Raw genomic sequence first — 20,879 nt, forward strand, 5'->3', positions numbered from 1 at the left:
ATATTGCACGCTTAAGAGGCGCTTTGTTGCCTATATATTGAGAACGATGGTTTGGCCGAAGGGGACTTCGCTCTCGGTTTCCGGGGTGATCCAGACGGTGTCAATGAGGGGTTCTCTGTCCGGGAAACGGCCGTCGCAGTCGGTGAAGTAGAGCAGCAGCGGGGCCATCGGGGCGTAGCGCTCCGTCCACTCGTAAACGGGGCGGAAGTCGGTGCCGCCCCCGCCCTTGAGCTCGAAACGCAGGGGCTCGCCCGGGTAGAACTGGCGGTGCGACTGTACCTTGGCATCGCAGACGAGCAGTTCGATGCGGTAGTCGTTGAAGGTCTCCAGGAGCGACTCGACCTCGGCGATGAAGCGCCCCAGCAGCACCTCGTCGACGGAGCCGGAGCTGTCGATGGCAATAACGATGTCGAGGGTCTCCGAGGTGGACGAGGGGAGGTAGATGTGGTTGTAGAGCAGCTTCTTCGAGGGCGGAAGCATGCGGTAGTCGCTTTTGAGGTGGCGGGAGAGGGCGTGAAAGAGCTCGCTGCGCCAGTCCACGACGCTTTGCGTTGCGGGGACGAAAAAGCGCTCCAGCCCCAGCGGGGTGTCGCCCTGCTGCTCCAGCATCTCCCTGACGGCCTTTTCAAAATGCTCGAAGAGCGACTCGTCCACGCTGTTCTCCACCTCCATCTGCGGCCGCAGTTTGTCCGGGTCGTGGTCCCCTTCGGCGTTTTTCAGCTCGTCGCGCTTGCGCTGGTTGTTCTCGTTGAAGCCGGTATCGTTGCGCTCGTCGTCATTGAACTCCTCGTTTTTGATCTCGTCTTTGAGCTGGGCGTAGATGGCTTCGGCGTACATCCCCTCGAAACGGGGGTCGTAGTTGACCTGCGGGGGCAGGGCGAAGTTATTCTGCACGAGCATGGCGTTGATGGCGTGGTCGGTGGCCAGCTGCCACAGCCAGCTCATCCGCCCGTTCTGGCGCCGTTCGTGCACAAGTGCCGCGTGCATCGCCCCGTTGGCGAGCATGAATTCGCACTCCGCGTCGTCAAGCCCCTCGACGTAGTCGGGGTTGTACTCCAGGCGGAGGCCGTTGCTGAGAAAGCCGGGGATGTCGTTGCTGGTATCCAGCTCCAGGCGGCTGGCGAGGGTGCCGAAGTAGGGGGAGTTCAGCAGGAGGCGGGCTTTGGCTTTGCCCAGTTTGTCCAGGGCGACTTTTTCAGACATCGGCTGGGTCCTGGAGGTTTGTTCCCCTTCTTTTTTGCCTATCCAAAAAAGAAGCCGAACCGGGAAGAAAAAAGGATAATTCGGCTGCCGCGCATGAAGGATGCTGATCGAATGTCCGACTTCTTCTATTACGTGCGCGCTCCATGCTGTTCCCTTTTTCTTGTTTATTCAAGAAGGAAGGCGAACTTGCCGACCCAGTTGCCGTAGGCGTCGAGGTGCTCCATGGCGACGCCGTTTTTCTGGAGGTCCTGGACGATGAGGACGGCGAACTCCGGGGGGAGGAGGTGGGTGTAGTCGAGCAAGCGGGCCAGGGTGTCGTCATCGGGGGCTTTGAGGACCTTGGAGACGAGGGCGGAGGCGAGGGCATAGAGGGCGCTGAGGTCTTCCGGGACCTCGCGCGACTCCCCGCGCAAGACGGCGTCGGTGTCGGGCAGGAGGTGCATCACCTTGGCAAAGGCCGTGAAGGCGACGGCGCGCTCCTCGCCGACGGCCCCGGCGATGGCGCTCAGGGCGAGCTGGTCGCGCATGCCCGAGGCGAGAACCCCGTGGACGAACTCCCAGCTGCGCGGGGTGGGAAAGCTCTTGGTGTCGCTGGCGGGGTCGAAACCGAAGAGGGCGTCGTTGTTGGCGGTGATGTAGCCGATAATGCGCTCGTCGATGCCGCGCCCGTAGGCCCAGCGGCGCCAGTCGTCGACGTTGACGTCCATTTCCAGGTGGATGAAGCGGTTGGCCAGGGGCAGCGGCATCCGGTAGACGACGCCCCGGTCGTTCTCGCGGTTGCCCGCCGCGACGATGGCCCACCCCTCGGGCAGTTCGTACTCGCCGACCTTGCGGTCGAGGATGAGCTGGTAGGCCGAGGCCTGCACGGAGGGCGCGGCGGTGTTGAGCTCGTCGAGGAAGAGAATGCCGCTCCCCTCCCGGGGCAGAAAAGAGGGCGGCGCCCAGACGGCCTGGTGCGCCTGGTTCTCGTAGAAGGGGATCCCCTTGAGGTCGGTCGGGTCCATCAGGGAGAGGCGCAGGTCGATAAAGCCGATCCCTTTGGCGTCGGCGATCTGTTTGACGACGGAGGATTTGCCTATGCCCGGCGCCCCCCACAAAAAGGTCGGCAGCTTCTGATCAATCAGCGCTCCGAGGGTTTCCGTAATCTCTTTTGATCTCATAACCATCCTATGTTTTCGCGTTGAATGAACTGCCCGAAGGCATCGTTGGTCCGAACGGCGCGTTCGAAACGGGCGTCGAGCTGCAGCTGTTGCAGGATGTCGATGGGGGTGGCGGGGTTGGTCGCGAGGGCACCCAAAACGTCCGCATCCCCCTCACTGTAAAGCTGTTCAAGCAGGGCGTCGGGAGAAGAAGGGTTGCCCGCGAGGGCCGTGTCGCATCCCGAACCGGCCAGCGCCGTCAGGGCCTCGCTTGTCATGGCGGGGTTGGCCGCCAGGGCGGCGCGCACGGCGGCGGAATCTATCTGCATCAGCACTCCGGCGAGCTGCAGCGAAGGGTTTGCGGCCAGCGCCGTCAGGACCGCCTCGTCGCCCGTGTCGAAGAGGCGTTGCTGCATCGGCAGGGTCAATGCGGGGTTGGCGGCCAGGGCCTTGGCATGGCGTGCGAGCCCCTTGTCAAAACGCGCCTCGTCCAGCGCGATGTGGGCATAGCCGGTCTCGGCGAGGGCATCGTCGGCAAAGAGGCGCTCCGCCAGCGCGGCGTCGAGCATCGGGTTCCTGACGAGGGCCGACGTGACCGCGGGCACGTCGAGGGCGGCCAGCTCCTGCTGCAGCGCCGGGCTGAGGGCGGGGTGGGTCGCCACGAGTGCGCGCAGGGCGTCGTCGCCCTGGCGGATAAAGTGCTTCAGGGTCGGTTCGTCGCTGTCGGGGTGCAGGGCCAGAGCTTCGAGGATCGCGCGCATCTGGCGCTCGTTGCTGCCCACGGCCTGGCGCAGCGGCGCAAGAGAGCCGATCACGCGGATGAGCCGGGGGCGGCGGGTCTGCCGGAGCAGGTGCATCAGTCCCAGGGTGGAGTACTGGACGTTGTGGTTGCGCTCGATATGCTCGTAGTAGCGCCCGATCAGCGCCGCCGTGACGTCGCGGTTCTCGTCCGTGTCGAAGAACCCCTCCCCCTTCCAGTCGTAGAGCTGCAGCAGTTTCAGGAAGAAATCGTTCGAGATGTAGGGGTTTTGCAAAAAGGCGTGGAGCCGTTCGTTGTCGCGGGTGAGCTTGAGGCTCATCATGATCCGTTCGGGTTCAATCTGGGTACAGAGCGTTTTCTCAAAGGCATCGATGGCGAGGGGCACGACCTTGTCGCTGTCGTAGAGGCGGTCAAGCTCCTCCTGTTCGAGGGGGTTGATCAGCCGCCCCTCGACCACGGCGTCGACGTCGGCGTCGTAGCGGTCGGCCAGGGTGATGTCCGCAGCGCGCAGGAGGCGGTCGAACTCCTCGCGGTTCAGCGCGCGCGGGGCGCCGAAAAGCAGGATGCGTTTATGGGTGAATGTTCGCGGTTGCATGGACGTATTATAACGCTTCGCCCTTGACGCATTTGGAATAGTATCTGCAATTAAGCTTCGCATCTGCCAAAATACACATAATAACATAGTAGAATACTATGGATTGCAGACAAATTCGCTTTGCTTCGTCTATAATAGCAGCGAAGCAACACTAAAGGGCACCTCTAAACACCCTGTACGGATCTCAGAGGGTTTTTGAAGCGTGAGATTTTCTTTGTTTTCTGCGCAGGCCTAGCCGTAGCTAAGTCCAGAGGAAAACGGAGGAAAGATCGTGCTTCAAAAGCCCTCCCGAAGGGCGCTGCAGAGAAAAGCCATACTCGGCGTTGCCGCTTTTCGACTTGGCTAAGGCCAGGCCTTCAAAGCGTCGCCTTGCTTATGACTTTCTTTGCAGCGCTGAGACTGTACAGGGTGTTTAGAGGTGCCCTAAAAGGATAAGGAATGATAGCGTCTAACATCACCGAACTGATCGGCAACACACCGCTGATTCGTCTCAATGCCCCCTCCGAGCAGACCGGAGCGACGATTCTCGGTAAATGCGAGTTTATGAACCCGACGAGCTCCGTCAAGGACCGGATCGGTTATAACATGATCAAGACGGCGATGGACGACGGCATCATCAATGCCCAGACGACGATCATCGAGCCGACCAGCGGCAACACGGGGATCGCCCTTGCCTCCATCTGCGCGGCGCTGGGGCTGAAGCTGACCCTGACGATGCCCGAGTCCATGAGTATCGAACGCCGTAACATCCTTAAAGCCCTCGGCGCGGAGCTGGTCCTGACGCCGGCGATGGCCGGTATGAAAGGCGCCATCGAGAAGGCGGAAGAGCTCAAAGAGAGCCTGGGCAACGCCGTCATCCTGCAGCAGTTCCAGAACCCGGCCAACCCGGCGGTCCATATCAAAACGACGGCCGAAGAGATCCTGCGCGACACGGACGGCAACCTCGATATCTTCGTGGCCGCCGTCGGGACGGGGGGCACACTGACGGGGACGGGCACGCGCCTCAAAGAGGTGATCCCCGCCATTGAGATCATCGCCGTCGAACCGACGGACTCGGCGGTGCTCTCCGGCGGCAAACCGGGGCCGCACAAGATCCAGGGGATCGGCGCGGGCTTCGTGCCGGACGTCCTCAACACGCAGATCTACGGCGAGGTCATCACCGTCAGCAATGACGACGCGATGGCGACGTCGCGGATGCTGGCCAAAGAGGAGGGGCTGCTCGTGGGCATCTCCGCCGGGGCCAACGTCTACGCCGCGATGCAGGTCGCCGCGCGTCCGGAGAACAAAGGCAAGACGATTGTGACGATCCTCTGCGATACGGCCGAACGCTACCTCTCGACGGCACTGTTCAGCGAATAGGCATGCCGTTTCTGGAGACGATCCTGGCCGAAGAGGGACGTTTCCCCTACCTGCCGTGGCATCAGCAGCGTCTGGAGCGGACGCTGGGACGCCACGGCATCCCGAACCTCTACGACCTCGAAAAACGCCTTGAAGCCCCGGAAACAGGACGATGGCGCTGCCGGGTCCAGTATGATGAACAAACGTTCACATATGATTTTCTCCCCTATACCCCCCGCATTATCACCTCGTTGCAGCCGGTGACGGACGAGACGATCACCTATCGCGACAAAACGACCGAACGTGAACGGCTCGACCGGCTTTTTGCCCGGCGGGGCAGTGCGGACGACGTCCTGATCGTGCAGGCGGGGCTTATCACCGATACGACCATCGCCAATGTCGCCTGTTTTATCGGGGGACGGTGGCTGACGCCGAAGCGGCCGCTGCTCGAAGGCACGGCGCGGGCCCGGCTGATCGAAGCGGGGAAGCTGACCTGCGCCGACATCACCCTCGACGCGGCGCGGGGCGCGGAACGCGTGGCCGTGATGAATGCCCTGTCAGGCTTTGTCGAGGTGAGCGGTGGTATACTTCCCCCGATTAATTAACTTGGAGAGATGTGATGCTCATCAATATTCTCAATGATGAAAAATTTGTCGATTTAATGCAGCGGCATGTCGAGGAGCTGATGCTCTACCTGTTCGAACACGATCAGTCCTTCGGCATTCTTTGCAAGATCGAGCATCTGAGCTTCGAACCGGAGCTGCCCGAACACATCACCGAGTCGTTCCGCCCGATGACCCTCTTTTACCTGGCGGGCTACACCTTCGACAGCGCGCGCATCGACGGCAACCGGCTTATCTTCGAGGCGGGCTTCGGCCCGGAAAACATCGGCAGCTTCGTCACGGTGCCGCTGCCGAGCATTATGCAGATCATCATCGACGAAACCCCCATCTTTATCAACCACGCCGTCTATAAAGAGGGCGAGGAAGAGACGGAAGCGGCCGATGACGGCGGGATCGAGAATTCGATGGCGGCGTTTTTGTCAAATCCGGAAAATGAGAAGTTTCTGAAGAAGAAGTGATGAGGTTCGTTCCCCTTCTTTTTTGCTTATCCAAAAAAGAAGCCGAACCGGGAAGAAAAAAGGATAACAGGCTGCCGCTTTCGGGACATTCCATGCATCACTGGTCCGCTCGACACGCTAATGATCATTTCTGACTTGAACAACAAAGCGGAATGTCATATGGTGATGTGGCACTAAGTATTTAGTGCCTGCCCCGAGGGAAGCTCCCGGGAGATGGAAGAGTATGAAACGTACTTACATCCGCATGGTGAGCAGGAAGTCGACAACGTTGTTGACGAAGGCGTCGTGCTTGCGCTCTTTGGAGTAGGCGATGTAGAACTTGCGGTGGACGCGGAAGTTGCGCATGCGCGATTCATAGAGTTTGCCCTCGGCGATCTCGTCCTCGATAACGTGGCGGGAGATGACCGATACGATCGGGCGCTCGGCGTCTTTCGGGGAGCGCATGATCGTCTCTTTGACCGCCGTCGGCGACTGCACAACCCCGATGACGTTGAAGGTCGAGCAGTCGATCTCAAGCTCTTCGAAGGCTTCGGAGACGAGCTTGCGGGTGTGGGAGTTCTCGTCGCGGCAGACCCAGTCGAAGGTAAAGAAGTCCTCTTTTTTGAGGTACTTGGGCAGCGGCTGGTTGGAGAAGAGGACGAGTTCGTCCTCCATCCATTCGCGGTAGATGATCCCGTCGCGGAAGACCGGCGACTCGATCAGCGCGACATCGATCTTTTTGTCTTCGAGTTCGTCGATGATCTCGTTGGAGAGGCCGACATGCATGTAAACCTCGTTGTTGATCTTCTCTTTGATGGCGCCGAGGTAGGTCGGGATGACGTAGTTCCCGATCGCGTAGGATGCACCGAGGATAAAGGTGAAGTCTTTGTTGATGATCTTGAGCAGCTCTTTTTGGCTCGTGTTGATCGCCTTTTCGAGTTTGACAGCGATACGGTAGAGATCCTCGCCCTCTTTGGTCAGCTTGATGCCGTTCTTCTTACGCTCGACGATGCGTGTATCGAGGTACTCTTCGATAAATTTGATCTGTTGGGTGACGGCGGGTTGGGAAATGCCCAGTTTCGCGGAAGCCTTGGAAAAGCTCTTCTCTTTGACGACAGTCAAAAAAGTTTGCAGTTTGGCGAAGTCTTTCAGCATTCATATATCCTTGGCAAATGGGCCATATTTGTCTTTGTTATAAAGCATCCGCTTTTTGATAACAAGGCTCCATAAAAATAAAACATCAGAATTATAACGTACAATGATAGTCATTTCAATAAGACGGATTAGTTCTGATTACTTTTTTTATAATTTCCCGATAAAGCAATCTGAAAAGTGTCATCAAACAATGAGAGCTTAAAAAATTATTGATATAATAGATTAACCTAAAAACACGAAAAATAGAGATGGAACAAATTTTCAAAAACCTTAACGAGCAGCAGGCCGAAGCCGTCAAGAAGATCGATGGTCCCTTATTGATCCTTGCGGGCGCGGGCAGCGGCAAAACGACGACCATTACTTCGCGGCTTGCCTACCTGCTGGACGTTGTCGGGATCCCGGCGAGCAACACGCTGACGCTGACCTTTACCAACAAAGCGGCCAAGGAGATGCGTGAACGCGCCCTCTCCATGATCGACGCGAAAAGCTATCCGCCGCTGCTGTGTACTTTCCACAAGTTCGGCCTGCTCTTTTTGAAGTTCCATATCCACCGGCTGGGGCGGGAGAACAACTTCGTCGTTATCGATACGGACGACAAGAAGCGGATTTTGAAAAAGCTCGCCGGCGACCTCCCGATGCCCCTCGTGGCCAGCGAGATCTCCCGCTACAAAAACTCCCTGATCACGCCGGAAGAGGCGCATGCCCAGGCGGAGCAGAAAAACTACGAACAGATCGCCAAAGTGTACAAGGAGTACGAGGCGTACCTTGTCGAGAACAACCTGGTGGACTTCGACGACCTGATCGCCCTGACGTACAAACTGCTCGATGAACACCCGGAGCTGGCCGAAGAGACGAGCAAGCGCTACCAGTACATCATGATCGACGAGTACCAGGATACGAACGAACTGCAGTTCAAGCTGCTCCAGAAGCTCTGCAGCGCCCACAACAACCTCTGCGTGGTCGGGGACGACGACCAGAGCATCTACGGCTGGCGCGGGGCGCACGTGCGCAATATCCTGGAGTTCGACCAGGACTTCCAGGACGCTATGGTGGTCAAACTCGAACACAACTACCGTTCGCGCACGCCGATTCTGACCGTGGCCAACGCGCTGATCGAGCATAACCGCTCCCGCCTGGGCAAGACGCTGCTGCCGACCAGAGGCGACGGGGATGCCGTCAAGATGCTCTCTTCGAACGACGAAAACGAGGAGGCGAGCAAGATCTCCCTGCAGATCAACAAACTGATCGGCGAGGGGGTACGCCCCAACGAGATCGCCGTGCTCTACCGCATCAATGCGCTCAGCCGCTCCCTCGAGGAGGGGCTCAACCGCGCCGGGATCCCCTACAAGCTCGTCGGCGGGCTGCGCTTTTACGACCGTGCCGAGATCAAGGACCTGATCAGCTACCTGCGCGTCATCACCAACCACCACGACAACTTCTCGATGAAACGCATCATCAACAAGCCCAAGCGGGGCATCGGCAAGGCGTCCATCGACAAGCTGGAGCTGGCGGCCATGGAGCAGGAGCGCTCCCTGTACGATCTTATCCGCCTCAGCAGTACGGCCGAGCTCGAGGCCCTGGTGCGCAAGAAAAACACGACGACCCTCAAACAGTTCATCGGCGAGCTGGAGCAGATGCGCGCGATCGCGGACGAGTCGCTCTACAGCTTCGCCGAGCGTCTTGACGAGATCTTCAAGATCAAGGCCTTTTACGAGGCGATGCCCGACGGAACCGAGCGGGTGCAGAATATCGACGAGTTCTTCGGGCTTTTCCGCGACTTTATCAAGCAGAACCCGGAGGCGAGCCTGGATGCGTTTTTGAACGAGGTTTCCCTGCAGAGCGAGCAGGACCAGGTTGAAGGGGAGAGCATCTACATCATGAGCATCCACGCCTCCAAGGGGCTGGAGTTCGAACACCTCTTCATCATCGGCCTCGAAGAGGGGTTCCTCCCCCTTGTCGGGGACGGCAGCGACCTGGAGGAGGAGCGCCGCCTGGGCTACGTCTCCTTTACGCGCGCCAAAGATACGCTGACGCTGTCACACGTGCAGAGCCGCTACTACAAGGGACGCCGTACGGAACTGGAGAAGAGCCGCTTCTTCGGCGAGGCGGGGCTGTGCGAAAGCTCGCTGAAGATCGAGAAGAACACGGCATTCAAAAAAGGGGACCTCGTCCGCCACAAGATCTTCGGTGCCGGGCGGGTCATAGGCGTGAGCAAGGCCGGACGCGAATTCAAGCTCAACATCAACTTCGGCGGCAACAAGCGGGAGATCCTCGCCTCCTTCGTGGAGCGCCTCTGAGCCGATGAACAGACTTTTTGTCGCCTACAAGCCCTCCGGGCTCAGTTCCAACCAGTTCCTGCGGACCCTCAAGCGCAAATACGGGGTGAAAAAGGCGGGGTATTCCGGTACCCTCGACCCCTTTGCAAAGGGGGTGCTCATTGTCGCCTTCGGCAAATACACCTCGCTTTTCCGCTTTCTCGACAAAACCCCCAAGCGCTACCGGGCGACGCTCTGGCTCGGAGCGCACTCCGATACCCTCGATATCGAAGGGGTTGAGCGCATTGATGACATCGCGCCGCTGCCAGAAGCAAAGGTCCGAGAGGCCGTCGAATCGCTGCAGGGGGAGCAGGCCTACCCGCCGCCGATTTTCAGCGCGAAGCGGATCAACGGGAAGCGTGCCTATGACCTGGCGCGGGCGGGCATCCCCTTCGAGCTGGAGACGATCCGCTCAAAGGTCTACGACGTCAAGCTGCTGCACTACTGCCACCCCTTTGTAACTTTCGAGGCCACGGTCTCCGAGGGGACCTATATCCGTTCGCTCGGACGGCTCGTGTACGAGCGGCTCGGTCTCGAGGGGGGATCGCTCAGTATGCTTGAACGTCTTTGCGAGGGGCAGTTCGTCTACGAGGGGGAGAAGCCCCTCGATATCCGCGGCGCGCTGCGGGTTCCCCCGATCGAATACAAGGGAGAGTGGCGCAAGATCACCCTGGGGCAGCCGCTGACGCGAGACGAGTTCGCCCCCGGCGAGGATGGCTTCTACCGCGTTGATGACGGGCGGGAACTCTCCATCTTCTCCTTTGACGCAGAGGGCGTGCATTACGTGTTGAACAAGGTGGCATTATGAAACATTACAAGGCACCGGCCAAGGTCAATATCTTTCTCAAGATTACGGGACGCCGCGGGGAATACCACGAGATCCTCTCGCGCTTTATGGTGGTGGAGCAGCTGCATGACCTGCTCTACTTCTTTCCCAAGGAGGAGGAGGGGTTCGTCATCGACGGCGATTTTGCCTGTACGACGGAGCAGAATACGATCTATAAAGCCTACCGTGCCCTGTTAGAGGCGACAGGGTCGACGGAACTCGAGCGGCTGATGCAGACCCATGGCATTGCCGTTAACAAACACATTCCCGCCTTTGCAGGCCTTGGCGGGGGCAGTTCGGACGCGGCGACCTACCTGAAGATGTGCAACGAGGTGCTGCACCTGGGGCTCGATGTCGGAGAATTGGCCGCGATCGGCGCAAAAGTAGGGGCGGACGTCCCCTTTTTCGTGTACGGCTATCCCAGTGCGAACGTCTCGGGCATCGGCGAGATCGTCGAGCCCTTTGACGAGGTGCCGCTGCAGCTCGAGACGCGCACGCCGCCGATCGAGATCAGTACGCCCGCCGTCTACCGCCGTTTCCGGGAGAGCTTTTACAAAGAGCTCTCCGCCGAGGCCCATGACTACTATGCACAGACCGATTCGAAAACGCTGCTCTCCGAATTGAGCGCCGATGATGCGAACGACCTCTTTGAACCGGCGCTGTCGCTCTACCCGGAGCTCAAAGAGCATTTCCGCCACGGCTGGTTCTTCTCCGGCAGCGGCAGCAGTTTCTTCAGGCCTCTCCCTCCGGCGTAGGTACTTCCGCCGCGAGACGGCAGTGCTCGGAGTAGGGAATGAAGATACTGAAGGTCGTTCCCGTCTTGGAGGTGTCGACGGCAATGGCGCCGGCAAAGATCTTTTCGATGATCTGGCGGCTCATGTGCAGCCCGATGCCGCTCCCTTTCATCTGTTTCTTTGTCGTGAAGTAGGGATCGAAGATCTTCGGTTTGATCTCGGGGGCGATGCCGGGGCCGTTGTCCGAAACCGTAATGGTCATGCCTTCGCCGTTTTTGTTGAACAGGAGCGTGATCTGTTTGGGTTCGATGTCGTACCCCTCCAAGGCGTCTTTGGCGTTGCTGATGAGGTTCAGCAGCACCTGCGAGATGGCGGTTGCGATCTCCAGGTGGTACGCTTCCTGGGCATCGGTACCCTCGATACGTAAGGTGATACGGGCGCTTTTGAGCAGCGGGGCGACGATTCCCTCCATCTCGGAAACGATCTGTTTCAGGGGCAGGATCTTCGTCGGGGCCCGGTTTTGGAAAAAGGAGCGGAAGTCTTCGATGGTATCGGAGAGATAGAGGGTGTTCTGTTCAATCGTTTCAAAGGCCTGGTTCAGGGTCTCATCGTCGAGTTTCCCCGTTGCCTGGGCGAGTTTGAGCGACAGGAGTGTGAGGTTGACGGCGTTGAGGGGCTGGCGCCACTGGTGGGAGATGTTTGAGAGCATCTCCCCCATCAGGACGAAGCGCTCCTGTTCGAAGAGCAGCAGATCTTTCTCGTGGTTTTTTTCGATGGCCTCTTCGAGGGCCGTTTTGTAGCGCTTCATACGCAGCATCAGGTTGAGGACGGCGGAGAGGATCGTCGGGGTCAGCAGCAGCGGCATCGCGATGGAGAGAAAGACGACAATGGGGGGCAATTGATCCATAAAAAGATAGAAGGTGCCGCCTGCCACCACGAAGGAGACGGCGGTAGAGACCAGTGTCGCCCAGATGATGATCGTTTTCGGGCGATAGCGGCTGATTCTGTCGAGGAGACGGGCAAAAAGATTCATAAGAAATTATAGGGGCAGATTGATTAAAACTAGATCGTGTCCGGCGCCTTTTTTGGCGCGATGATTGGCGGCAGAGGGGCGGTTTCTGCTATGATTGCATCACTGATTTAAAGGACTGCGAGTGGGCGAAACGATTGCCAAAAACAAAAAAGCCTATCATGACTACGAGATCCTCGAAAAATTCGAAGCGGGCCTCGTGCTCCAGGGCAGCGAAGTCAAAGGGATTCGGGCCGGACGGGTCAATCTCAAGGACAGCTTTGTCAAGATCGTCAGAGGCGAGGCTTTTTTGTTCAATGCCCATATCGGCCGCCTGGAGACGACGCACCACTACTACGGCCACGAGGAGCGCGGCAGTCGGAAGCTTCTGCTGCACAAGAAAGAGATCGCCAAGCTGATCGCCGCCGTCGAAAAAGAGGGGCACACCATCGTCCCGCTGCAGCTCTATTTTAACCGAAAGAACATCGTCAAGATCCAGATCGCCATTGCGCGGGGTAAAAAGCTGCACGACAAACGCGCCGACATGAAAGAGAAGGATATGAAGCGCGACATCGAACGGGCATTAAAAGACTACTAGCAGCTTTTTGCGGCTCGTGCAGAGCCGCCTTTAGTCGCCATAGCGGCCAGCGAAAGTTCGCGGAGCTTTGCTCCGGGGACGGCAATGAAAATGGTCGCACGACAAGCGCGCAGATATGAAAGAGAAGGATATGAAGCGCGACATTGAACGGGCGCTTAAAGACTACTAGCAGCTTCTTATCGGCTTGTACAGAGCCGTGTTTTCCGAGATTATTTGTGTTTTTGTTCCCCTTCTTTTTTACGACTCGGCATTTAGTGCCTTGCATGTATTGCGCTTTAGCGCTTATGCTTATCCAAAAAAGAAGCCGAACCGGGAAGAAAAAAGGATAACAAGCTGCGCCCTGGAAGAAATACTCTCGGAGTGCGCTTTCGGGGCATTCCACTCCCCGGTGATCCGCTCGACACGCTAATGATCGTTTCCGACTCCAAAGAAGAAATTTCTGCTACTGCTTCCTTGTTGTATTATCCCGCGGCTCGCATGACCTCAATCAGGGTGATGAGTATGGCGACGACGGCGGATGCGATGGCGACCCTGTCGGCTCGTTTGATCGCTTTGTAGATGCGTTCGAGTTCGTCGTCGCCGAGGTCGGCGAATTTGTGGGCGCGGATGTACTTGACCGCTTCGCGGAAGCGGGGGTCGCCGAACTGGATGTTCCAGCGGGGGCGTCCCATGGCTTCATAACGAGAGGGATGGTGGTCGCGCAGGCGGTTCAGAAACGCGTTCGTTTCCAGCAGCTGTTTCAAAACGGCGATGATAAAGAGGGCCGTAGCGGTAATGAATAACAGGTTAAGCGTCATAGGAGTTCCTTGTAAAGGAAGCGGTTGGTTGTAAAAAGTGAGTGGGGAAGTGTGTTGGGTCTGAAGGGCGTCCGCAATTACTTGCGGAGCTCTTTAATACGTGCAGATTTACCGGCACGGTCGCGCAGGTAGAAGAGTTTCGCACGGCGTACACGTCCGCGGCGAAGTACTTTGATCTCGTTGATGCTGTCGCTGTAGATCGGGAAAACACGCTCGATACCGACGCCGTTGGCACCGATTTTACGAACTGTGATGGTTTTACCCGTTCCCTGACCGCGCATAGCGATACATACACCCTCGTAGTTCTGAACACGAGTTTTGTCACCTTCTTTAATGGTAACAGCGAGGCGTACGGTATCACCGGCGCGGAATTCTGGGACGTTCTTTTCAGCGACTTGAGCATTTTCGAAATTTTCGATGTATTTATTTCTCATACAATGTCCTTTTTCTATGCCTTTTAAGCTGCTCAGGCCTGAAGAATTTAGTCTTGCATTCTGACAAGGCAATTTTGAGTGCCGCAATTTTACTGTGGTTTCCCTTTAAGAATTCTGATGGCACGCCCATATTCTCAAAAAGCGGGGGCTTTCCGTAGGATGGGGCTTCCAGCAGATGGGTTTCAAAGCTTTCCGTCTCCAGCGACTCGCTGTTTCCGAGTACGCCTTCAAGGTTGCGGGCAATGGCATCTGTCATGACCAGCGAGGGCAGCTCCCCGCCGGTCAGGATGTAATCACCGATACTGAAGAGTTCGTCCGCAAAGGTCTCGATGACCCTTTCGTCTATGCCTTCGTAGCGGCCGCTGACAAATGCGACATGGCTTTTCTTGGCAAGGCGTTTGGCGTCGTTCTGCACAAACGGTTTGCCGACAGGGGTTGCGAAAACGATATGGACGTCCGGATCGTTTTCACGGAGTTGTTTCAGGGTGTCGAAAAGCGGCTGCGGGGTCATCACCATCCCGGCCCCGCCGCCGACGGCGGTGTCGTCGACCTTGCCGTGCTTGTTCGTCGTAAAGTCGCGCGGGTTGAGGTAGGAAACGTTGAACAGTCCCTTCTCCTGTGCCCGCTTGAGGATGGAGTCCTGGAAATACCCTTCGATCAGGTTGGAGAAGAGGGTGACGTAGGTAAAAGTCACGACTCCTCCAGGATGGCCATCGCGCCGTGCGCGGTGATCAGGGCCGCATCGGTATCGACACTTTCGACGAAGGGCGGCTGTTTGGGAAGCAGGAACTGCTTGGGCAGTCTCTGCTTTGTCAGCGCATCGTCGGTTTTGATCTGCAGGTAATCGACCGCGCCGATGCGCTCGATCTCCAGCACTTTGCCCAGCGTCACACCGTCTTCCATGACCGTGCAGCCGATCAGGTCGAACCAGAAGTGCTCCCCCTCATCGAGGTGGCACATTTCGCGGGTACGGCCGTAGGTCGTGTAGAGCATGACGTTGGTGAAGCGTTTGGCGTCTTCGGGGGTGTCGATACCTTCGAGTTTGACCAGTTCGCGCTCCATGTTGACCGTTTCAAACCGCAGCGGGGTACGCTCTTTGGTATAGAAGGTCTCGCCGGGGACGAACTGTTCGGGAAAATCGGTGAAGAGGTGCAGCTTCATCTCGCCGTGCAGGCCGACGGTGCGGCCCAGCGTGGCGATATGGAGGAGCCGGTCGTTATTCTGCCGCTTCGACATTGATGCGGTAGCTTTTGCCGTCTTTGGCTTTGCAGCCGGAGATGACGGTTTTGATGGCGCCGATCATTTTGCCCTCTTTGCCGATCAGCTTGCCGATGTCGGCGCCGTTGGCATAGAGGACGATTTCGGCGATCTCGTCACCTTCGAACATCTCGACGCGGATGTCCTCGGGATAGGAGGCGATGAGACGTGCGTATTCGGCGACGAAATCGGTGACCATGATTATTTGCCGGTGATCTTTTTGACGCGGTCGCTCATCGTGGCGCCGACGCTGATCCAGTAGTTCAGACGCTCTTCGTCGATCTTCTGTTCTTTGGTCATCGGGTTGTACCAGCCGATCAGTTCGATCCAGCCGCCGTCACGGCGTTTGCGGGAATCAGTAACCGCAACGCGGTAGAAAGGCTGTTTTTTGCGTCCCATACGGGTAAGACGGATTGTTGTCATTGTTCGTTCCTTCGATAAATAATAAAATGAATGGTTTTCGGGAAGGTCGGAAAAAGAGGGCAGTGCAGCGGAACGATGAAGGAGTCACTCTAGCATGGATACCGCGGCCTCTAACCGTCTTATCGGAGACGTTCCGTGCAAACCGTTCGGGTATGCGATACGCCAATGTCACAGAGGTATTGTTCATAAGCGTAAAACGATGGCGGGATTATAGCGAATAATTCTAGATTGCACAAGGGCGGGGGTGGCCCCGCTTCATTTGGCGAAGGGTACGCTCGACTGGATGGCGGTGCATTCTCAGGGTCCCGGCTCTATCCTGATCTCTATTTCGTCGGCATTGTTGTTTTCATTGCGCTCGGCGATGGCATGCCCCGCATCGGCAATGACTTTGACGTACAGCACGTCAGGCGTACCTTTGACCCTGCCGTAGATGATGTGCTGCGTAAGGGACTCCCCGGGTTCAAGGTTTTTCGTTACCCAGATGGTCTTCTCCTTGTGCACCGGGCCGGAGTAGCCGTACCTGAATTGGACTGTGATCTTAAATTTTTTGCGGCTGTGCCCGTCATAGGCAAAGACGTTTTCGATGGTGGTGTCCAGTTCAAGGGGCTCATTGACATAGAGCTTGCGGACATGACTCAGTATGGTACCGCCCCTTTGGGTATAAGCCGTGATACCGGTCACCGTCAGGTCCGGCTTTTCGACAGGCTGCTGGGCAGAGGAGGACGGGGGCACGATTTTCTGGGGCACCTTGGTGGAGACGGCGGGGCGCTGTATCTGCACCTGGGGCTCTAAGGCAAATGCGGCGAGCGGCAAGAGAAACAGGGGGAGGTAAAGAGGGCGTATACGCATGATCTCTCCTTGTGGGATAATGCACGAAGATGTGACCATTATAACAGTTTCGCTGCGATGGAAGCAATCGATAAAAAGGGTGAAGGCGGGAAGCCGCATGCAAATGAAGCGGCGGGGGGATCAGCGCGGGAACTTGCCGCCCTGCATCTGGCTCATCATGTTCTGCAGATCCTGCATCCCTTTTTTGCCGGAGAATTTCTTGGCCATCTTCGCGGCGTTTTTGAACTGCTTGAGGATGCGGTTGACGTCCATCTGGTCCATCCCGGCCCCTTTGGCCAGGCGCTGCTTGCGGCTGTTGTTGAGCAGGTCGGGGTTTTCGCGCTCTTTGGGGGTCATGGAGCTGACCAGCGCCTTGATCTGTTTGAGCTCCTGGGAGTTCTCCAGGTCGAAGTCTTTGAGCGCCTTGGACATGTCCCCCATCCCCGGGATCATGCCCATCAGGGATTTCATGGAGCCGAGCTTTTTCATGCTCTCCATCTGCTCGAGGAAGTCGTTGAAGTTGAACTGTCCCTTCTTGATCTTCTGGGTCAGCTTTTTCGCCTGCTTCTCATCGATAACGCTTGAGGCCTTCTCCGCCAGCCCTTCGATGTCCCCCAGCCCCATCAGGCGGTTGACGATACGGTCGGGGAGGAAGACTTCGAGGTCCGCCATCTTCTCACCGGCACCGATAAAGCGCAGCGGCACCTGAACCTGAGAGGCGATGCCGAGCGCGACGCCGCCTTTGGCGTCACCGTCGTACTTGCTCAGGATGACCCCGTCGATCCCGATCTGCTCTTTGAAGCTCTGGGCGGTGCGGACGGCATCCTGGCCCGTCATGGAGTCGGCGACGTAGAAGATCTCGCTCGGCTTCGCGGCGTCGCGGACCTGCCCCAGCTCGCTCATCAGCTCTTCGTCGATGGCCAGGCGCCCGGCGGTGTCGACGAGCACGACGTCGTACAGGTTGCTCTTGGCTTTGGCCATGGCCGCCGTGACGACCTCGACCGGGTTCTTGGTGGCCTCGTCTTCATACAGGTCGACGCCGATCTGCTCCGTAATCTGGCGGAGCTGTTCGACGGCGGCCATACGTTGCAGGTCCGCCGCGACGATCAGGACCTTCTTCTTTTTCTGCTCTTTGAGGTAGGTGGCGAGTTTCCCCGTTGTCGTTGTTTTTCCCGAACCCTGAAGACCGGTCATCAGGATGACGGTGGGGGGATTGGCGGCAAAAACAAACCCCTGGTGCCCTTCGGTTTTCAGCAGGTCGTGCAGGGTGAAGCGCATCGCGTCAAGGAACTGATCCTTGCCGATGCCGGCTTTCTTCGTATCCAGTTCGACGCGGTCGATAAGCTCTTTGACAACCTTGTGATGGACATCGGCTTTGAGCAGCGCTTTTTTCAGTTCGGCAAGCGCTTTCTTCAGCGCCTTTTCATCGTCATGGAAGCGGATCTTTTTAATGGCGGACGTAAACGAATCCGTCAGGGTATCAAACACGGGTGCTCCTTATGCTCTGCGTCGCAAAGCTGTTCAATCAATAATATATGGGTGCGATATGAGTGAAGGCGCATTATAGCGAAACACCCTTTGCAGGATGTTTGATACGCTGTGTGCTTACCATATATAGCAGTCTGTGGCCGTCCTCTATGGCAGCTCTTGAAATGGCCTCGGACTCTCCTGCCGGCATTGTAAAAGGATAAATACAAATTTCTAATATCCATATTTTTATGAATAAGTACAAACAGTAAAAGTTAATAAAAAAAAATTATTAGAAATAAATTGAAGTGAGCGCATATTATACACCGTAAAAAACCAAAATACAACATTTATAAGAAAAAGTTTTATTAAGTATTCTTTTTTTTTCTTTAAATGTGAAAAAAAGTAACAGCTGTGACGGGTTGAATAACGGATTTTTGAATATATGTAGGGCAACATCGCCTAGAGAATGGCATAATTTTCTTACCGCAACTCGAAAGAACAATTTGGCGTCAGGATTTTAAGTCAATTGCACTCATTTGGGAAAGGGTAAGAGGTGGCATCGGTAAGGGCTGAATGTCGCTGAGTGTTACATTATTTGTTGACCGAGGCGAGCCGTATGGGATGGCATTCCATCGCCATACGGTTTTGGGCGGGTCGAACTGATCCGTAATCTGGGATCTGCATGGACTGCTATTGTGCATTACAGATTTCTATCACAATATATAAGGAAAAAACAATGAAACAATCACTAAGTGGCGTTCGGGGTATCATGATGTCAAGTGCCGTGGGGGCGGCACTTCTGCTCTCTGGATGTGGTTCATCATCCTCTACAACGACGGCGACATCGGGTACCGTGGTCGGTGCTGAGCAGGCAACGGCGCTTGTCGGCACGCTCGAGTGTGTGCTTGGTACGGCGACCGGCACGCTGACCAATGTGCTGAGCGCGGCTGATCTCAGCATCCTTACTTCCATTCCGCTCGACGTTGCCTCTGTTGCCAATGCCATGGTGGAACTCGGGCTGACAACAACGGGTGTCACTGTCGGCGCGATGCTGGAGACAAGCGTCTCTCTTAGCAATGTCCTCGATATCATTGGACTCGTCGGCGGTACGCCGGACGTTCTGGCAATCGTCGCATCTCTTAAAGATGCACTGGACCCTGCTACACTGCTGCAGACACTGCCGCTGGGTGACCTGCTGAGCGTTGCACCGAGCCTGCTGACGCAAGTCATTGGCACGCTTGTTGATACGACTGCCGGTGTCGCCGAGACAGGGATCGATGCGCTTACATTCCTGGACGACACGGTTATGGGTGTCGGTTACGATGTCGCTGCCTGTATCCCGCAGCTTGAGCCTGTTGTTGCAACGCTCGACTGTGCGACAAACAGCGTACTGGGCGGTGCAACACTGACAGCAGAAAACCTGAAAACACTTGCGGTTGCCCTTCCGCTCGGTGACCTGCTCGGTGCCGTTCAGAGTTTGACTGGCCTGGCGGATACCGCGACACTCTCTGACCTCCTTGCCGCTCCGCTCAGCGCGGGAGACCTCCTCGGTATCCTCGGAACACTGTCTGGTGACCCGCAATCCGTCCTTGCAGACCTGACAGGCGCACTTGATCCGTCCCAGCTGACGAACCTGCTGAGCCTCGGCGACCTTATCGTGGCACCGCAGGAGCTCCTCGGTACGACACTCGGCAGCCTGCCGGCAACCCTGCTGACAACGACAACGGGTCTGCTCGGTACGGTCGAAGGCCTGCTTGCACAGGTGACAGGCGACCTGACATCCTGTCTGGATCCGAACCTGCTGGTCGGTTCACTGACAAGTCTGCTCGGTGCGCTCCCGCTGGATGGCGGCGCGCTTCCGCTGGATCCTGCAGGGCTCCTGAGCCTGGTCAGTGCTGACACGACGATCAATGACATTATCGCTGCGGCGAAAACACTGCCGGTCCTCAACGCGCTTCCGCTCGATGAGCTGATGGCGACGAAGCTGAGCGTTGCCCAGCTGATGGATATCATTAATGCGCTGCCGATCCCTGCACCGGTATCTACTGTGCTGACGACAGTACTGGGTGCCGTGCCGGATCTGAACCTGCCGGCACTTTCGCTGAACGACATCCTTGCCCTGCCGGGTGAAGTCCTGCCGTTCGGTATCGATCCGATGGATACAAGCATCAACGGCCTCCTGACGACATCTGTCAACATGCTGGCACTGCTGGAATCCGTGGCACACGGTCTGAATGCCGAAGGAACAGCCTTCCTGCTCAACGCCGGCGTTGTTATGCCTGTTGTCACAACGATCGACAAGCTCGGCGGGTATGCGATCCTCGGCGGTCTGATGACCAACGTGCCGTACCTGACACAGACACTGCCGCTGGGTGACCTGACAGGTCTGCTTCTGAACGGTGCGACTCCGACCGACCTCGGTGCACTCAGCAGCCTGGTCGGTACGATCCTGGGCAGCGGTGATCCGACCGGTGCGCTTACAAGCATCCTGAGCACGCTGACAGGTGCATCTTCAGGTGATCTGCTCGGCCTGCTCGGCGGGGACCTGCTGGGTTCACTGACCGGTACGCTCTCGGATCTGCTCAACAGCCTCGGCGGCAACCTCCTCGGCGACCTGCTGACAACACTGACAAGCCTGCTCGGCGGAGCTGATGCCTCTGCGATTACTGACCTGCTCGGCGGCCTGACAACCGATCCGACTGCACTGCTGCAGACGCTGCTTGGCCTGCTGAACGCTCAGGGCCTTGCCCTCCCGCTCTAAGCACCTCTTACCATCCGTTCGCAGCTCCGGCTGCGGACAGGATAGACTGAAAACCTCTAACCTTTTATCACCCAAAATATAGTATTCCAACAGTGTATTTTCAAGTAATTTTCCAACAATTCCATTTGTTTTCATATAATTTATTTTGAATTATTTTTTACTGTTATTTGTATCATA

General features: G+C 57.1%; 21 protein-coding genes. 8 read left to right on the top strand and 13 right to left on the bottom strand.

Translation table 11 applies throughout. The features are described from left to right. Positions 1–30: 30 nt before the first annotated feature. The 3 genes from WCX72_RS02295 to WCX72_RS02305 form a co-directional block, all read right to left on the bottom strand. On the bottom strand, positions 31–1,203 hold the full coding sequence (locus WCX72_RS02295; protein WP_345970660.1) for a VWA-like domain-containing protein: 1,173 nt from the start codon (positions 1,201–1,203) through the stop codon (positions 31–33). Between the two features lie 164 nt (positions 1,204–1,367). After that, complete coding sequence (locus WCX72_RS02300) at positions 1,368–2,363, bottom strand: MoxR family ATPase (RefSeq protein ID WP_345970661.1); 996 nt, start codon at positions 2,361–2,363, stop codon at positions 1,368–1,370. Beyond that, a complete protein-coding gene (locus WCX72_RS02305) occupies positions 2,360–3,697 on the bottom strand; it encodes a hypothetical protein (RefSeq protein WP_345970663.1) in 1,338 nt (445 codons plus the stop codon). Before WCX72_RS02305 ends, WCX72_RS02300 begins: the two co-directional genes overlap by 4 nt. Positions 3,698–4,135: 438 nt before the next feature. On the opposite strand from WCX72_RS02305, the gene cysK reads away from it, so the two are divergent. From cysK to WCX72_RS02320, 3 genes are read left to right on the top strand one after another with little or no spacing between them, the layout of a single operon-like run. After that, on the top strand, positions 4,136–5,056 hold the full coding sequence (gene cysK, locus WCX72_RS02310; protein WP_231020214.1) for a cysteine synthase A: 921 nt from the start codon (positions 4,136–4,138) through the stop codon (positions 5,054–5,056). A 2-nt stretch (positions 5,057–5,058) separates the two neighbouring features. Continuing rightward, positions 5,059–5,640: an aminotransferase class IV gene (locus WCX72_RS02315; protein WP_345970665.1), complete on the top strand. Its 582-nt coding sequence runs from the start codon at positions 5,059–5,061 to the stop codon at positions 5,638–5,640. Positions 5,641–5,654: 14 nt separating this feature from the next. Beyond that, entirely contained in the window at positions 5,655–6,116 is a 462-nt protein-coding gene (locus tag WCX72_RS02320) for a hypothetical protein (protein ID WP_345970666.1), read from the top strand. A 234-nt stretch (positions 6,117–6,350) separates the two neighbouring features. On the opposite strand, the gene WCX72_RS02325 is transcribed toward WCX72_RS02320, so the two are convergent. After that, a complete protein-coding gene (locus tag WCX72_RS02325; protein ID WP_345970667.1) occupies positions 6,351–7,250 on the bottom strand; it encodes a LysR family transcriptional regulator in 900 nt (299 codons plus the stop codon). Positions 7,251–7,498: 248 nt separating this feature from the next. Here WCX72_RS02325 and WCX72_RS02330 point away from each other — a divergent pair, with 248 nt between their 5' ends. From WCX72_RS02330 to WCX72_RS02340, 3 genes are read left to right on the top strand one after another with little or no spacing between them, the layout of a single operon-like run. After that, positions 7,499–9,547, top strand: coding sequence for a UvrD-helicase domain-containing protein (locus tag WCX72_RS02330; protein ID WP_345970668.1), 2,049 nt, complete (start codon positions 7,499–7,501; stop codon positions 9,545–9,547). Between the two features lie 4 nt (positions 9,548–9,551). Further along, positions 9,552–10,373, top strand: a complete 822-nt coding sequence (gene truB / locus WCX72_RS02335; protein WP_345970669.1) for a tRNA pseudouridine(55) synthase TruB — start codon at positions 9,552–9,554, stop codon at positions 10,371–10,373. Continuing rightward, the gene (locus WCX72_RS02340; protein WP_345970670.1) at positions 10,370–11,146 is read left to right on the top strand and encodes a 4-(cytidine 5'-diphospho)-2-C-methyl-D-erythritol kinase; all 777 of its coding nucleotides are present in this window, start codon (positions 10,370–10,372) and stop codon (positions 11,144–11,146) included. The genes truB and WCX72_RS02340 overlap by 4 nt, the downstream gene beginning before the upstream one ends. Here WCX72_RS02340 and WCX72_RS02345 read toward each other — a convergent pair. Further along, positions 11,124–12,158, bottom strand: a complete 1,035-nt coding sequence (locus WCX72_RS02345; protein WP_345970671.1) for a HAMP domain-containing sensor histidine kinase — start codon at positions 12,156–12,158, stop codon at positions 11,124–11,126. The genes WCX72_RS02340 and WCX72_RS02345 overlap by 23 nt on opposite strands. Before the next feature lie 121 nt (positions 12,159–12,279). Here WCX72_RS02345 and smpB point away from each other — a divergent pair, with 121 nt between their 5' ends. After that, complete coding sequence (gene smpB, locus WCX72_RS02350; protein ID WP_345970672.1) at positions 12,280–12,732, top strand: SsrA-binding protein SmpB; 453 nt, start codon at positions 12,280–12,282, stop codon at positions 12,730–12,732. Positions 12,733–13,193: 461 nt separating this feature from the next. Here the strand turns inward: smpB and WCX72_RS02355 are convergent, their stop codons facing one another. From WCX72_RS02355 to ffh, 8 genes are all read right to left on the bottom strand, one after another. Further along, positions 13,194–13,529: a hypothetical protein gene (locus WCX72_RS02355; protein ID WP_345970673.1), complete on the bottom strand. Its 336-nt coding sequence runs from the start codon at positions 13,527–13,529 to the stop codon at positions 13,194–13,196. Positions 13,530–13,606: 77 nt separating this feature from the next. Continuing rightward, positions 13,607–13,963 (bottom strand): 50S ribosomal protein L19, encoded by a 357-nt coding sequence (rplS, locus tag WCX72_RS02360; RefSeq protein WP_345970674.1) that lies wholly within the window; start codon positions 13,961–13,963, stop codon positions 13,607–13,609. Continuing rightward, positions 13,953–14,657, bottom strand: coding sequence for a tRNA (guanosine(37)-N1)-methyltransferase TrmD (trmD, locus tag WCX72_RS02365; RefSeq protein ID WP_231020225.1), 705 nt, complete (start codon positions 14,655–14,657; stop codon positions 13,953–13,955). The genes rplS and trmD overlap by 11 nt, the downstream gene beginning before the upstream one ends. Beyond that, positions 14,654–15,199: a ribosome maturation factor RimM gene (gene rimM, locus WCX72_RS02370; RefSeq protein WP_345970676.1), complete on the bottom strand. Its 546-nt coding sequence runs from the start codon at positions 15,197–15,199 to the stop codon at positions 14,654–14,656. The genes trmD and rimM overlap by 4 nt, the downstream gene beginning before the upstream one ends. Next, on the bottom strand, positions 15,180–15,419 hold the full coding sequence (locus WCX72_RS02375; RefSeq protein WP_345970677.1) for a KH domain-containing protein: 240 nt from the start codon (positions 15,417–15,419) through the stop codon (positions 15,180–15,182). Before WCX72_RS02375 ends, rimM begins: the two co-directional genes overlap by 20 nt. 2 nt (positions 15,420–15,421) lie before the next feature. Next, entirely contained in the window at positions 15,422–15,643 is a 222-nt protein-coding gene (rpsP, locus tag WCX72_RS02380; RefSeq protein WP_345970678.1) for a 30S ribosomal protein S16, read from the bottom strand. A 297-nt stretch (positions 15,644–15,940) separates the two neighbouring features. Beyond that, entirely contained in the window at positions 15,941–16,492 is a 552-nt protein-coding gene (locus tag WCX72_RS02385) for a CARDB domain-containing protein (protein WP_345970679.1), read from the bottom strand. 120 nt (positions 16,493–16,612) lie between these two features. Beyond that, positions 16,613–17,959 (bottom strand): signal recognition particle protein, encoded by a 1,347-nt coding sequence (gene ffh / locus WCX72_RS02390; RefSeq protein ID WP_345970680.1) that lies wholly within the window; start codon positions 17,957–17,959, stop codon positions 16,613–16,615. A gap of 718 nt (positions 17,960–18,677) precedes the next feature. Between ffh and WCX72_RS02395 the strand changes: the two genes are divergently transcribed. Next, positions 18,678–20,702: a hypothetical protein gene (locus WCX72_RS02395; protein ID WP_345970682.1), complete on the top strand. Its 2,025-nt coding sequence runs from the start codon at positions 18,678–18,680 to the stop codon at positions 20,700–20,702. The last annotated feature ends 177 nt before the right edge of the window (positions 20,703–20,879 follow it).

The organism is Thiomicrolovo immobilis, from assembly GCF_039645955.1.
GTDB classification, from domain to species: domain Bacteria; phylum Campylobacterota; class Campylobacteria; order Campylobacterales; family Sulfurimonadaceae; genus Thiomicrolovo; species Thiomicrolovo diazotrophicus.